This window comes from Aestuariivirga sp. (assembly GCF_020252405.1).
GTDB lineage: Bacteria > Pseudomonadota > Alphaproteobacteria > Rhizobiales > Aestuariivirgaceae > Aestuariivirga.
Genome location: NZ_JADCDA010000038.1, coordinates 1 through 13,392 on the forward strand (window position 1 = coordinate 1; position 13,392 = coordinate 13,392).

13 protein-coding genes are annotated in these 13,392 nt (G+C 66.0%); 10 read left to right on the plus strand and 3 right to left on the minus strand.

From position 1 onward, the window contains the following. Positions 1-181 precede the first annotated feature (181 nt). Together rmuC and pip are read right to left on the minus strand one after the other, a co-directional pair. Positions 182-1,324 carry a DNA recombination protein RmuC gene (gene rmuC, locus IOC69_RS07185; RefSeq protein WP_290542865.1) on the minus strand — a complete coding sequence of 381 codons (1,143 nt, stop codon included), beginning with the start codon at positions 1,322-1,324 and terminating at the stop codon, positions 182-184. A 41-nt stretch (positions 1,325-1,365) separates the two neighbouring features. Beyond that, on the minus strand, positions 1,366-2,322 hold the full coding sequence (gene pip, locus IOC69_RS07190; protein WP_290542866.1) for a prolyl aminopeptidase: 957 nt from the start codon (positions 2,320-2,322) through the stop codon (positions 1,366-1,368). A gap of 109 nt (positions 2,323-2,431) precedes the next feature. Here pip and mscL point away from each other — a divergent pair, with 109 nt between their 5' ends. The 4 genes from mscL to IOC69_RS07210 all read left to right on the plus strand — a co-directional run bounded on the left by mscL (position 2,432) and on the right by IOC69_RS07210 (position 5,305). Further along, complete coding sequence (mscL, locus tag IOC69_RS07195; RefSeq protein WP_290542867.1) at positions 2,432-2,875, plus strand: large conductance mechanosensitive channel protein MscL; 444 nt, start codon at positions 2,432-2,434, stop codon at positions 2,873-2,875. A 69-nt stretch (positions 2,876-2,944) separates the two neighbouring features. Next, positions 2,945-4,138 (plus strand): pyridoxal phosphate-dependent aminotransferase, encoded by a 1,194-nt coding sequence (locus tag IOC69_RS07200; protein WP_290542868.1) that lies wholly within the window; start codon positions 2,945-2,947, stop codon positions 4,136-4,138. Positions 4,139-4,643: 505 nt separating this feature from the next. Further along, complete coding sequence (locus IOC69_RS07205; protein WP_290542869.1) at positions 4,644-5,015, plus strand: DUF4112 domain-containing protein; 372 nt, start codon at positions 4,644-4,646, stop codon at positions 5,013-5,015. Continuing rightward, entirely contained in the window at positions 5,012-5,305 is a 294-nt protein-coding gene (locus IOC69_RS07210; RefSeq protein ID WP_290542870.1) for a hypothetical protein, read from the plus strand. Before IOC69_RS07205 ends, IOC69_RS07210 begins: the two co-directional genes overlap by 4 nt. Before the next feature lie 77 nt (positions 5,306-5,382). On the opposite strand, the gene IOC69_RS07215 is transcribed toward IOC69_RS07210, so the two are convergent. Beyond that, on the minus strand, positions 5,383-6,936 hold the full coding sequence (locus tag IOC69_RS07215; RefSeq protein ID WP_290542871.1) for a trimethylamine methyltransferase family protein: 1,554 nt from the start codon (positions 6,934-6,936) through the stop codon (positions 5,383-5,385). A gap of 346 nt (positions 6,937-7,282) precedes the next feature. On the opposite strand from IOC69_RS07215, the gene IOC69_RS07220 reads away from it, so the two are divergent. The 6 genes from IOC69_RS07220 (at position 7,283) to IOC69_RS07245 (ending at position 13,392) form a co-directional block, all read left to right on the plus strand. After that, entirely contained in the window at positions 7,283-7,567 is a 285-nt protein-coding gene (locus IOC69_RS07220; protein ID WP_290542872.1) for a hypothetical protein, read from the plus strand. Positions 7,568-7,579: 12 nt separating this feature from the next. Next, a complete protein-coding gene (locus IOC69_RS07225) occupies positions 7,580-8,926 on the plus strand; it encodes an APC family permease (protein ID WP_290542914.1) in 1,347 nt (448 codons plus the stop codon). After that, the gene (locus tag IOC69_RS07230; protein WP_290542915.1) at positions 8,926-9,693 is read left to right on the plus strand and encodes an SDR family oxidoreductase; all 768 of its coding nucleotides are present in this window, start codon (positions 8,926-8,928) and stop codon (positions 9,691-9,693) included. Before IOC69_RS07225 ends, IOC69_RS07230 begins: the two co-directional genes overlap by 1 nt. Positions 9,694-9,765: 72 nt before the next feature. Continuing rightward, positions 9,766-11,121, plus strand: coding sequence for an NAD(P)/FAD-dependent oxidoreductase (locus tag IOC69_RS07235; protein WP_290542873.1), 1,356 nt, complete (start codon positions 9,766-9,768; stop codon positions 11,119-11,121). Further along, on the plus strand, positions 11,108-11,974 hold the full coding sequence (locus IOC69_RS07240; protein WP_290542874.1) for an FAD/NAD(P)-binding oxidoreductase: 867 nt from the start codon (positions 11,108-11,110) through the stop codon (positions 11,972-11,974). Before IOC69_RS07235 ends, IOC69_RS07240 begins: the two co-directional genes overlap by 14 nt. Further along, a complete protein-coding gene (locus tag IOC69_RS07245; protein WP_290542875.1) occupies positions 11,971-13,392 on the plus strand; it encodes an FGGY family carbohydrate kinase in 1,422 nt (473 codons plus the stop codon). The genes IOC69_RS07240 and IOC69_RS07245 overlap by 4 nt, the downstream gene beginning before the upstream one ends.

Sequence of the window (13,392 nt, forward strand, 5' to 3'; positions counted from 1 at the left end):
CCAGGCGGCACAAAGTCATGAACCGAAGCCGGCAAAAGCCACGCCTGATCTACTTCCCACGATCGAAATGTCTTGCTCATAACCCGAGTGAATCAAATTCTATCCCCGCCGTCTAGGCTGTTTTCCAGACAGGCTCCTAGGTGAAAGTAGGAATCGGGCCTATTTCTGTCAAGGCACATTTCTACCCCCGCTCCACCAGCTTCGGCCGCACGATTTCGACGCCGCCTTCGGGCTCCTGCAGTTCGAGGCTCTCGATGCGCGCGCCGCGCTTCGTGATCTTGCCAGCGGAGACGCCGAGTTTTTCGAGGTCGCTTGATGCCGCGCCGAAATGTTTCTGCAGGTCGCCCACCCGCTCCTTCAGGCGGTCGACGTCCTCGAGGAGCTTCGTCACCTCCGCCTTGATGAGCCCGGCCTGCTCGCGCATGCGGACGTCGCGGAAGATCGCCTGCAGCGTCTGGACGAGCAGCATCAGCACATTGGGCGAGGCGAGAATGACGCGGGCGCGGTGGGCCTTCTGGATCACGTCCTCGAACTTCTCGTAGAGCTCGGCATAGACCGACTCGGATGGCACGAACATGATGGCCGTCTCATGCGTCTCGCCGGGCAGGAGATATTTCCCGGCAATGTCCTTGACATGCTTCAGCACATCGCCGCGCAGCCGGGCTTCGGCGTTGCGCAGGTCGTTCTCGCTGCCCGCAGCCTTGAGCGCGTTGAAGGCCTCGAGCGGGAACTTGGCGTCGATCACCAGCTTGATGTCCGAATCGGGAAGCGAGACGAGACAGTCGGGCCGGGTGTTGTTGCTCAAGGAGCCCTGGAAGGCGTATGCATGCGACGGCAGGCCGTCGCGGATGATCGCCTCCATGCGCGCCTGGCCATAGGCGCCGCGCGCCTGCTTGTTGGACAATATATCCTTGAGGCTCAGCATCTCGCCCGACAGCGCGGCGATGTTCTTCTGCGCCGCGTCGATCACCGCGAGGCGCTCGTGCAGCTGCTTCAGCGACTGGCCGGTGCGCTCCGCCTGGTCGGAGAGCCGCTCGTCCAGCGTGGAGACGAGCTGGATTTGCGAGCCCTGCGACTGGTCGACGAGGCTTTTGAGCGCGCCGGAGAGTTCGGCGATGCGGTATTCGAGCTCCGCGGCGCGGCGCTGGGCAAAGAGCGATTCGGCGAAGCGGTTCGCCTGCGCCCGCCATGACAGCACGACGGCCGCGATGAGCAGCAGCAGGGCAAAGATCCCGGCGGCAAGCAGCAGATGAAGGAGGGTGACGGGTGAGCCGCCGGTCTCAAGCAGGGTGCGGTCGAGGTCCATGGCGGGAGAGTAGCGCATGTTCCACGTGATCGGAACATGCGCCGGTTCAGCTATGCGACTTATGCATGGCGGAAGCGGTTTGTGGCCCGCACCAGGGCGTCCGCGATGCCGGGCTCGGTCGCGGTGTGGCCGGCGTCCGGCACCATGATGAACTCCGCTTCGGGCCAGGCCTTGTGCAGGTCCCAGGCGGTGGCGGGCGGTGTCACCACGTCGTAGCGGCCCTGGATGATGACGCCCGGGATGCCGGCCAGCTTGCGGGCATCGGCAATCAGCTGGTCATCCTGCCGGAAGAAGCCGCCATTGACGAAATAATGGCTCTCGATGCGGGCGAAGGCGATGGCGAAGTGGTCCGAGCCGAATTCCGCCACGCGCTTCGGATCGGGAAGCAGCGAGAGGGTGGCGCCCTCCCACTGGCTCCAGGCGCGGGCACAGGCAATCTGCTGGGCCTTGTCGGACCCGGTGAGGCGGCTGTGATAGGCAAAGAGCAGGTCGTGCCGTTCCTCCGGCGGGATGGGGGCGATAAAGCCTTCCCACAGGTCGGGGAACAGCTGGTCCGCCCCTTCCTGGTAGAACCAGCGGATCTCGCTTCTCCGCAAAGTGAAGATGCCGCGCGTAATGAGTTCCGTCACGCGCTCCGGATGGGTTTCGGCATAGGCCAGCGCCAGGGTGGAGCCCCAGGAGCCGCCCACCACCTGCCAGCGCCCGATCTTCAGGTGCTGGCGCAGCTTTTCCATGTCGGCGACGAGATCCCATGTGGTGTTCTCCGCCAGTTCGGCATGGGGCGTGGACTGGCCGCAGCCGCGCTGGTCGAAGAGGATGATGCGGTAGGCCTTTGGGTCATGGCTCTGGCGCAGAAAAGGCGAAATGCCGCCGCCCGGGCCGCCGTGCAGCACCACAGCGGGCTTGCCGCCCGGGTTTCCGCATTCCTCGAAATAAATCTCATGAAGCTTCGAGACCCGCAGCCGGCCGCGGTTGAAGGGCTGGAGGTCGGGATAGAATGTAAGGCGTTCACTCATCTGATTCGCGGTCCCCTGGGTGATGCGTGGTTGATTTTGCCAGCATCATCAGGATAATGGCAGACACGATCAACACCGGGATGAAAAACCGGCAAACAGGGGGTACCACATGGCAGGCGATACGGTGCGCAAGGAATGGAATGACTTCAAGTCCTTCGCCCTCAAGGGAAATGCTTTCGACCTCGCGGTCGGCGTGATTATCGGCGCGGCTTTCGGGCGCATTGTCGATGGCGTCGTGAACCTGCTGGTCATGCCGCTCATCGGTGCGCTCACCGGCGGGCTCAATTTCGATTCCTACTTTCTGCCGCTCTCCGCCAGCGTGACCTCGCCGGTGCTGGCCGAGGCGCAGAAGCAGGGCGCGGTCCTCGCTTATGGCGCCTTCATCACGGTTGTCATCAACTTCCTGCTCGTGGCCTTCGTGCTGTTCCAGCTGGTCAAGATTTCGAACCGGCTGAAACGCGACGAGCCCGCGCCGCCGCCCGCCCCGCCGAGCAAATCGGAAGAGTTGCTCGCCGAAATCCGCGATGCGCTGAAGGCGAAGAACCCCGCCTGACGCAGGTCAGCGATGCAATGGCACGCCGGGGTTGCTGGACACTCCGGCGCGCTTGCTTAAGCTCCGGGCATGATCGATCAACAGTTTCTGGCGGCGCTGACGCCGCAGGCCCGCGACGAGCCCGACAGCGGCATCGTCAAGGCCGCCATGCATGGCTTCACCGTGCCCGGTGTCATTGCGCTGTGGGCAGGCGAGGGCAACCAGCCGACGCCGGAGGCCTTCGCGCGCCCCGCCGCGGAAGCGCTGCTCAATGGCGAGACCTTCTACACCTGGCAGCGCGGCATCCCCGAACTGCGGGACGCACTGGCGCGCTATCACACGCGCCATTTCGGCCGCCGCTTCGACCACGAGAATTTTTTCGTAACTTCGGGCGGCATGCATGCCATCCAGACCGTCGTGCAGCTGATCGCGGGCGAGGGTGACGAGATCGTCTTGCCGGCACCCGCCTGGCCCAACTATGCCGGCGTGCTGCGCATCTCCGGCGCGAAGCCGGTCGAGGTGCAAATGCAGTTCGCCAACGGCAGATGGACGCTCGATCTCGACCGGCTGTTCGATGCGGTGACGCCGCGCACCAGGGCGATCGCGCTCAATTCGCCGTCAAACCCGGTGGGCTGGACGGCGACGCGCGACGAACTCGTCGCGGTGCGCGATTTCTGCCGCAAGCGCGGCTTGTGGATCCTCGGCGACGAGGTCTATACGCGCTTCTATTACGGCGAGAATGGCGAGACGCGCGCGCCCTCCTTCCTCGACATCTGCGGGGACGGGGAACGGCTGCTTCTGGCCAACACCTTCTCCAAGAACTGGGCGATGACCGGCTGGCGCGTGGGCTGGCTGCAGGCGCCCAAGGCGCTGGGACCGGCGATCGAGCGCATCGTGCAGGTCTCCTCCTCCGGCACGCCGGCCTTCCTGCAGCGCGGCTGTGTGGCGGCCCTCGACCATGGCGATGGCTTCATCGAACGTCAGGTGCTGATGGCAAGGCACCGCCGCGACCTCACGGTGCTGGCATTGAAGGAACTGCCGGGCCTGCAGTTCGAGGTGCCGCAGGGCGCCTTCTACCTGTTCTTCGGCATTGCGGGCATGACCGACTCGGCTGCTGCCGTGCGCCGCCTGATCGACGAGGCCAAGGTCGGCTTCGCCCCCGGCAGCGCCTTCGGAGCGGGCGGCGAGGGGCATTTGCGCATGTGTTATCTGAAGGACCTTGGCCCCCTCGAAGAGGCGCTGAGCCGCTTCGTCGACTGGATGCGCAAGAACCGGCCGGTTTGACCGCCCTCCCGATGTGACTGCCAAAAAGACAGGCGCTGCGCTGCACAATGAGGGGGCAGTGCCGCAGTCCGCAATATATGCTAGATACATCTTTCTCAGAATTGATGAATATATTTCAATGGTTTGACGGGAGCTATCCTGTCCGCTCCGGTCTGGCATTGCTCTTGCTGATCATACTTCGGCGCAAACGTCTTTCTTGGGTCCTCCCATTCTCAAGCGAAGAGCACTCGTGGCGTCCCGGCTTGAGGCCGGCTCGGGGGTGGACAGCTGCTGGTTGCTGCCGTTCACCCTTCTTTTTTACGCCAGATCATAAGCTTGAGCATGATCTTGTCGCAAAAGTGGGTTCCGCCTTTGCGGATCATGCTCTGGGCGCTTGTTCCGGAGCGAAGGCTTTCTATATGCATGAGCGATGCGTCCGGGCCCCTCTGGCAGCCCCACTGGCTGCGATGTCGGACTATTCCACCTTGAAGGCGCCTCCTGCGCCCCAATCTGGGAGATGAACGCAATGACCAGCCCCTCGATCACCATCGATCTGACCCCGCAAGGAACCATGGAGCGCCTCCAGTGGCTCGCCTGGTTCTCCGACTCCGCCATTCGCATTCCCGGCACCTCGCGCAGGATGGGCGCCGACGGCCTGCTGAGCCTCGTGCCCGGCGTGGGCACACTGGCCGGCACCGGCATCTCGCTTTACATATTTGGCGAAGCGCTGCGCCACGGCGCGCCCAAGCGCCTGCTCACGCGCATGGGCCTCAACATTGCGGCGGACACGGCGGTGGGCGCCATTCCCGTTGCCGGCGTCCTGTTCGACATGGCCTTCAAGGCCAATCAGCGCAATCTCAACCTGCTGCGGCAGCACCTTTCGGAGACGCATCGATGAAAACGCTCGTCTGGATTATCACCCTTGCGGTGATCGCACTTTGGTCGCTCGTGGCCTGGATAACCCATGGCCTGGTCGGCGTGGCCGGTGGCCTCGTCGCCAGCAATGCCGACATCATCCCGGCCGATCCCATTCTCATCGAATGGGCCTCATGGCTTGCCTCTGCCGGAACGGGCGTGGGCGAGTGGCTGGTCGTGGCGGTGTGGGGCCTCGTTTCGCTGGTGCTGGTGGCGCTGGGCTTCGTCGCGACAAAGCTGCTGCCGCGTCTCACACCGCGCGCCAGGGCGTGACGGCGGAAACGCCGCCGATCGCGAACTGCACGGCAAGCGCCGCGGGGTGCGCCGCACGGCCGGTGACGCCCACGGGCTCAGTTCACCGTGTCTGGCAGCACGCCCTCGCGCCGCGCGATGAAATCGCGCAGGCCCTCGGCGACGGCCTCGTCCATCTTCGGCGGCTCGTAGGCCTCAAGCATCTGGCGCGCCTTCTCCCGGCCGCGCGCCGCATGATCCCGGGAACCCTCGGCCGACCACTGTTCGAAGCTGTTGAAGTCCATGATGGAGGGGCTGAAGAAGGCCTTCTCGAAATGTTCGAGCGTGTGCTGCGTGCCGAGGAAGTGGCCCTGCGGTCCCACCTCGCGCACCGCGGCCATGGCCTCCTTGAAGTCCGCGAAGGAGACACCGCCGGCATATTTGTACCAGCCCACCAGTTGCTCGGCATCGGTGACGAATTTCGAATAGTCGCAGCACAGCCCGGCCTCCAGCCAGCCCGCCACGTGCCAGATGTAGTTGGCGCCCGACAGGATCGCCGCATGCATCAGCATGTTCGATTCATAGCCTGCCTGAGCATCGTTGAGTTTCGAGCCCACGTGGAAGCCCGACGTGCGCCACGGCAGCTTGTACTTCCGGGCGAGCTGGCCCATCAGATACATCATCTGAGCCGCTTCCGGCGTGCCGCCCATGGGGGCGCCCGACTTCATGTCCACCGCCACCATGAACTGGCCGTAGATGACGGGAGAGCCCGCGCGGATCAGCTGGGTGAAGGCCACGCCCGCCAGCGCCTCGGCATTGACCTGCGCCACCGCACCCACCGCGGAGGCCGGCGTGGATGCTCCGCACAGCGCGAAGGGCGCGCAGATGACGGGCTGGTTATGCGCGGCATAGACCTTCATCGCATCGAGCATGGTCGCGTCCCACACCAGCGGCGAATTGCAGTTGGTGATCGAGACGACGACCGTATTGTCCTTCACGTAATCCTCGCCGAACACGATGCCGGACATCTTCATCACGTCCTCGGCGCGCTCCTTCGAGGTGACGATGCCCATGAAGGGCTTGTCGGAATAGGCGAGCGCCGAGTGGATGATGTGCAGGTGGCGCTTGGGCACCGGAATCTCCATCGGCTCGACGCAGATCGAGCTGGATGAGTGCAGCGCCGGCAGCATGTGGGCGAGCTTGTGGAAGTTGTTGAGGTCCTCAAGCGAGCCATAGCGGCGCAGGTTGTCGAGGTCGCGCACGTAAGGCGCGCCATACATGGGAACGAAGACGCTGTTGCGGCCGCCGATCCGCACCGTCCGCTCCGGGTTGCGGGCATTGAGCGTGAATTCCTCCGGCGCCCGGGCGATGAGGCTCATCAGCAGCGCGCGGTCGATGCGGACGCGCGTGCCGGCAACGTTGGCGCCCGCCGCCTTCCAGAGCGCGACCGCCGCGTCATCGCGGAATTCGCAGCCCACCTCCTCGAGAATCTTGAGGGATTCTTCGTGGATCAGCTCCACCGCCTCGCCGGGCACGAGGTTGTAGACCGGGATGTTGCGCACCAGTGTGGGAAAAGAGGCCATGGGGGCGGCGCGCAGCGCCCGGCGCCCATCGCGCCCGCCGCTGCGGCGTGCGGCGGATGGGGCCGGTGCGGTGGTGCTGGCGTCGGTCATTGTCAATCTCCTGCTGGGCCGGACCTCGCATGGCCAGGGCGGCGGCGAGCAGCCATCTTGGCGGCAGCGCGCGCGATAAGCGAGGGCAAATCATCGTGGCGGAGGATCATGGCGCCAGATTAGGCCCACGGTTGACGTCGGGAAAGCGCATTCGATGGGCCAGTGCACGGCTGAGGAGCCTGCAACCAGATGCCTTCGATCAATTACGGATCGTTGACCGATTGTAAATTCCGTTACAGAATGCCCATCGGGGAAGAGGGGTTCGTCGGCCCGGGCTGGCGGTTCCAAACACACCAAACACAATAATCGCGCCAGTTTGCCCCAATGGCGTGGGGGAGATGCTTCTATGGCCGAACACCATAATCATATCACGGAGGACGAGAAGGTCCTCCACTCCATGGGCTATGCGCAGGAGCTGTCGCGGCGCATGGGACCCTTCCAGAGCTTCGCCATCTCGTTCTCGATCATCTGCATCATCTCGGGCGGGCTTGCCTCCTTCCCGATCGCCATGTCGACGGTCGGCCCCTGGACGGCGACCATCTGCTGGGTCCTCGGCGGCGTCTATGCGCTGATCGTGGCCGCCTCGCTTGGCCAGATCGCCTCGGCCTATCCGACGGCAGGCTCGCTTTAGCACTGGTCGTCGATCCTCGGCGGCAAGTTCTGGGGCTGGCTCACGGCCTCCACCAATCTGCTTGGCCTGCTCTTCGTCATCCCGGCGGTGAACGTCATTCTCTACACCTTCATCCGCGACCTGTTCTTCTCGGGCATGCTGGGATGGGACGTCTCGACCTGGACCAGCAACACCATGTTCATCTGGATCGCCGGCATCACCGTGGCGCAGTGCCTGCTGAACCACTTCGGCATCCGGCTCACCACGATCCTGACGGACTTCTCGGGCTACCTGATCTTCGCCGTCACCATCGTGCTCGTGATCCTGCTGTTCATGCATGTGCCGAGCTTCGACCTGGGCCACGCCTTCGCCTTCGTCAACAAGACGGGCGAAGCGGGCGGCAGCGTGGCGCCGCCCCATGGCATCTTCATCGCGGTGCTGATGGGCTTCCTCTATCCGCTCTTCACCATCACCGGCTTCGACGCCTCGGCGCACACTTCGGAAGAGACCGTCAATGCGCAGAACACCGTGCACAAGGGCATGCTCACCTCGGTGTTCTGGTCGCTTGTCTTCGGCTTTGCCCTGGCGCTCGGCATGGTCATGGCGTTGCCCGCCGTCTACACCACCCTGGCGGCGGACCCGAACCAGACCATGGTGCCGAAGGAGATCATGGACCAGCTCGCCGCCATTCCCGGAGGACCAACGCCCGCCGACATGGCGATCCTCGGCTGGAGCTCCTTCTCGGTGCTGTTCAACACGCTGATCATGCCGAGCTTCCTCGGCAAGCTCTGCGCCATCGGCATCATCCTCGCCAACTTCTTCTGCGCGCTGTCGGGCCTCACCTCGACGTCGCGCATGATCTATGCCTTCGCGCGTGACCGCGGCCTGCCGTCTCAGCTCGCCCACGTCAGCAAGAGCTACCGCACGCCCACGGCGGCGATCTGGTCCACCGGCATCGTGACCGTCCTGCTGGTGGTGATCACCACGCCGCTCAACGCCTTCGCGGCGCTGTCGACGGGCTGCGCCATGTATCTCTACATGTCCTATGGCATGCCGGTCATTGCCGGCCTGATGGCGGAAGGCAAGACCTGGACGACCTACGGCAAGTTCCGCCTGGGCGGGCTGTCGAAGGTCTTCGCGATCATCGTGATCATCGGCACCATCGGCGTCATCATCGGCGGCCACGCCTTCGTGCCGTCGGTCACCGGCGACACCTTCGTGCCGGGGCTGATCTACTACACCGTCGCCTTCTACGGCCTGCTGATCATCGCCTGGTTCGCCTTCGAAGGCCGCCGCTTCAAGGGCCCGCCGATGGGTGACGAAATCGCCCGCCGCCAGGCCGAGATCGCCGAGGCCGAGGCAGCCCTCGGGGGCCGCTGATTTTGGGACGATTGAGCAACAAGGTGGCCCTGATTTCCGGCGGGGCCACCGGCATGGGCGGAGCGGCCTCGCGACTCTTTGCCGCCGAGGGTGCGAAAGTCGGCATCCTCGACATCAATGCGAAGGCCGGAGCCGAGGCAGCAGCCGACATCGAACGGGCAGGCGGCAGGGCCTGCTTCGTCGAGGCCGACGTCTCCAGGGCGGACGAGGTGAAGAAGGCGGTCGATGAGGTGAGCGCCACGCTCGGCCCCATCACCGTGCTGTTCAACCATGCCGGCTCGATCGTCATCAAGCCGTTTCTCGAAACGACGGAAGAGGAGTGGGACAGGCTCACCGACATCAACGTCAAGAGCATGTTCCTTGTCACCAAGGCCGTCCTGCCGCAGATGATCGCGGCAGGCGGCGGGTCCATCGTCTGCACCTCGTCGATCTCGGCGGTGGCGGGAACGCCCATGGAAGTGCTCTATGACACCACCAAGGGCGCCTGCCACATGTTCGCGCGGGCCATCGCGGTGGAGTTCCGGGACCGGAACATCCGCTGCAATGCCGTGTGCCCCGGTTTCGTGCGGACGCCGCACGGGCTGCGCGAAGTGGCGGAATTGCAGAAGCTTGGCGTCGATACCTCCGAGGCGGCGCTCGCCGCCCAGCAGGGCCGCATCTGCGAGCCGGAGGAAGTGGCCCGCGCGGCGCTGTTCCTGGCAAGTGACGAGGCGAGCTTCGTGAACGGCACGCACCTCTTCGTGGACAACGGCTTCACCGCCGCGTGATCCGCGCATCAGGACATGATTGCGGGGGCGGCCAGTGGCCGCCCTGTTGTTTTCCATGTAGGATCGCGTGCCATGCAGCGGGGCTTCGACATTGCGGTGATCGGCGGCGGCGTGGTGGGGCTGGCCATCCTGCGCCGCTTCGCCATGTCCGGCCTGTCATGCGTTCTGCTGGAGCGCGGCGCGGATATTCTCAGCGGCGCGTCGAAGGGCAACAGCGGGCTGCTGCACACCGGCTTTGACGCGCCGGCGGGAAGCCTCGAACTCGCTTGCATTCGCGCGGGCTATGCCGAGTATATCGATATCCGCGGGCGCCTGAACCTGCCGCTGGTGAAGAGTTCCGCCCTCGTCGTGGCGTGGTCGGAGGAAGAGCGGACGAAGCTCGCCGGTATCGTTGCCAAGGCCCATGCCAATGGCGTTGAAGATGTGCGCCCGGTCGAATCTGATGAACTGCGCCGGCTGGAGCCGCGGCTCTCGCCCGCGGCAAAGGCCGCCGTTCTGGTGCCGGGCGAGCACATCATCGACCCCTGGTCGGCCCCGCTCGCCTATGCCCATCAGGCGCTTGCCCACGGCGCGGTCATCCTGCGCGACGCGGAGGTCACCGGGGGCGAGTTCGCGCAAGGCGCATGGCGGCTCGCCAGCAAGGCCGGGCCGGTCAGCGCCCGCGCCGTGATCAATGCGGCGGGAAATTTCGGCGACCTCGTGGAAGCCATCGCGCGGCCCCCGCCCTTCACCATCACGCCGCGGCGCGGGCAGTTCGTGGTGTTCGACAAGCCCGCATCGCAGCTTGTGACGGCCATCATTCTGCCGGTGCCGTCCGATCGCACCAAGGGCGTGGTGCTGTTCCGCACCGCCTATGGCAACCTCGCCATCGGCCCCACGGCGGAAGATGTGCCGGAGCGCGAGGTGGCGGCCACCGACACCGCCACGCTCGAGCGCCTCAAGGCGCGCGCGCTGGAGATGGCGCCGTCGCTCAGCGGCATCGGCGTCAGCGCCATCTATGCCGGACTGCGGCCCGCGACGGAGCACAAGGATTATGTGATCGAAGCGCTTCCCGGGCGGTCCTGGATCACCGTGGGCGGCATCCGCTCAACCGGCCTCACCGCTTCGCTCGGCATCGCGCGGCATGTGGCGGGGCTCTATGCTTCGCATTTCGGCGCCTTGCCCTCACAACCCGATCCGATCTGGACGCCGGTGCCCAACCTCACGGAAGAGCGGCCGCGCCCCTACATGCAAGGCGGCGAGATCGCCTGCCACTGCGAGCGCGTGACGCGCGGTGAAATCGAGAGAGCCCTCGAAGGCCCGCTTCCGGCCGGAGATTTGGGCGGCCTCAGGCGCCGCACGCGCGCCATGATGGGGCGCTGCCAGGGCTTCAGCTGTTCGGCCCATGTCGAGAAGCTGTTCCGGGAGAAGACCCGTGGAGCAGCGTGACGTCGTCATCATCGGCGGCGGACCGGCCGGACTTTCCGCGGCGCGGCGGCTTTCCGAACTCGGCATCGCCGCCACCGTGCTGGAGCGCGAACAGCAAGCGGGCGGCGCGCCGCGCCATTGCGGGCACCTGGGGTTCGGCTGGGAGAGCCACCGCCGGATCTGGACCGGCCCGCGCTTCGCCGAACGGCTGCGAACCGATTCGGCAAACCTCGACCTGCGCACCGGCCACACGGTGCTGGGCATCGACGGCAACGTGCTGCGCGTTCTGAACCAGCGCGGCATCAGCGAGATGGCGGCGGGCAAGATCATCCTCGCCACCGGCACGCGCGAGACGCCGCGCAGCGCCCGCCTGGTCGGCGGCTCAAGACCGCGCGGCGTGATGACCACGGGTGCCCTGCAGGCCCATGTCTATCTGCAGAACTTCAAGCCGTTCGAAAGGCCCGTCATCATCGGCAGCGAATGGGTGTCCTTCTCCGCCATCCTCACCTGCCGCCACATCGGCGTCAGGCCGGTTGCGATGATCGAGGCGAAGGACCGCATCTCCGCACCGCGGCCCGGCGGTCTGCTGGCGAGGCTGATCTATGGCGTTCCGGTGTGGACAGGCACCAGGCTCATCGCCATCGACGGGCGCACCGGGGTCGAGGCGGTGGAGATCGAGCGCCACGGCCGCCATGCGCGCATTGCCTGCGACGGCGTGATTTTCACTGGCGAATGGGCGCCCGAGGCCGCGCTGCTGGTGAACCGGCCGAAGGTCACGCTCGCCGGCAATGTCCATGGTGACCTCAAGACGTCCGGCGCCTGCTGGCGCGAGGGCCGCGCCATTGCGGAACAGGTTGCAAGGGGACAGGCATGAGGGTCGCCGCGGTCGATCAGGGCACGACGGGCACCAAGTCCTGCGTCTGCGACGGTGAAGGCGCACTGGCCTCCGTCGCCGCCTTCGAGCATGCGCAGTTCTATCCGCGGCCCGGCCATGTGGAGCACAATCCGGAAGAGCTGCTGCGTCACGTCACCGGGGCGATTGCCGCGGCGGGCAAGGTTGATGCGATCGGCATCGACAACCAGGGTGAAACCGTCATCGCCTGGGACGCGGCGACGGGCCGCCCCATCCACAATGCCATCGTCTGGCAGGATGATCGCACCAGTGCGGTCACCGGGCGATTGAAGGCCGAAGGCGCGGAGGAGCTCACGCGGGCCATCGCGGGCCTGCCGCTCGACCCCTATTTCTCCGCCGCCAAGCTGCGCTGGTTCATCGACCATGTGCGGGAGGCGAAGGAGCTGCTGCGCGGGAAGCGCCTGCGGCTCGGCACGTCGGACGCCTTCTTCCTGGCGCGGCTCACCGGCGAATTCGCCACCGACGTCACCACTGCCTCGCGCACCAGCCTGATGTCGCTCGACACCTTCCAGTGGGACGAGAGGCTCTGCGATCTCTTCGGCGTGCCGATGGAGTGCCTGCCGGAGATCAGGCCTTCGACCGGACCCTTCGGCGCGCACCGGGGCGTGCCGGTCACCGCGAGCCTGGTCGACCAGCAGGCGGCGCTTTATGGCCACGGCTGTGCGGCGGCGGGCGACGTGAAGATCACCTTCGGCACCGGCGCCTTCGCGCTCGCCATTGCCGGGGCGGAGCGGGTGAACGGCAGCCGCTTCGGCATCGTGCCCACGGTGGCGTGGCAGCAGCGGGCGGAGAAGCCGCACTTCGCGCTGGAGGGCGGCGTCTACAATGCGGCCTCGGCGGTGAACTGGGCGAGGCAGCTTGGCCTGTTCGCCGACTATGCGGAGATCGGCCATTTCGACAAGCCGCCCGCCATCCTGCGCGGCCTGGCCTTCGTGCCCGCTCTCTCCGGGCTTGCCTGCCCGCATTGGGACCGTTCGGCGGCGGGCCTGTGGATCGGGCTCGCGCTCGACACGACGCGCGCCGACCTGATGCAGAGCCTGATCGAGGGCGTGGCGCTGCGTGCGGGGGAGGTGATCGCCGCGCTGGGCGAGCTGCTGCCGCTCGCTGCGGCCATCTCCGTCGATGGCGGCATGGCGCGCAATCCCTACCTCCTTCAGGTGCTGGCCGATGTGACGGGGCGGACCATCGTGGTCCCGTCCGCCACCGGCCTCACGGCGCTGGGAACCGCCCGCATGGCGATGCGGGGGTTGGGGGTGGCAACTCTTCCCGAGTTGCCGCCGCCCGCCAGCAGTGTGAGGCCGGTGGGGACCTATGGCGCCCAGGCGCGCAGCCGCTTCGCCACAGCGGTAACGCGCGCGCGGGGCTGGAAGGAAGCCTGA

What these genes read in the sequence shown, in the direction of transcription:
- rmuC (WP_290542865.1), bottom strand. Translation starts at nt 1,324, where the DNA reads ATGCGCTACTCTCCCGCCATGGACCTCGACCGCACCCTGCTTGAGACC.
- pip (WP_290542866.1), bottom strand. Translation starts at nt 2,322, where the DNA reads ATGAGTGAACGCCTTACATTCTATCCCGACCTCCAGCCCTTCAACCGC.
- mscL (WP_290542867.1), top strand. Translation starts at nt 2,432, where the DNA reads ATGGCAGGCGATACGGTGCGCAAGGAATGGAATGACTTCAAGTCCTTC.
- IOC69_RS07200 (WP_290542868.1), top strand. Translation starts at nt 2,945, where the DNA reads ATGATCGATCAACAGTTTCTGGCGGCGCTGACGCCGCAGGCCCGCGAC.
- IOC69_RS07205 (WP_290542869.1), top strand. Translation starts at nt 4,644, where the DNA reads ATGACCAGCCCCTCGATCACCATCGATCTGACCCCGCAAGGAACCATG.
- IOC69_RS07210 (WP_290542870.1), top strand. Translation starts at nt 5,012, where the DNA reads ATGAAAACGCTCGTCTGGATTATCACCCTTGCGGTGATCGCACTTTGG.
- IOC69_RS07215 (WP_290542871.1), bottom strand. Translation starts at nt 6,936, where the DNA reads ATGACCGACGCCAGCACCACCGCACCGGCCCCATCCGCCGCACGCCGC.
- IOC69_RS07220 (WP_290542872.1), top strand. Translation starts at nt 7,283, where the DNA reads ATGGCCGAACACCATAATCATATCACGGAGGACGAGAAGGTCCTCCAC.
- IOC69_RS07235 (WP_290542873.1), top strand. Translation starts at nt 9,766, where the DNA reads ATGCAGCGGGGCTTCGACATTGCGGTGATCGGCGGCGGCGTGGTGGGG.
- IOC69_RS07245 (WP_290542875.1), top strand. Translation starts at nt 11,971, where the DNA reads ATGAGGGTCGCCGCGGTCGATCAGGGCACGACGGGCACCAAGTCCTGC.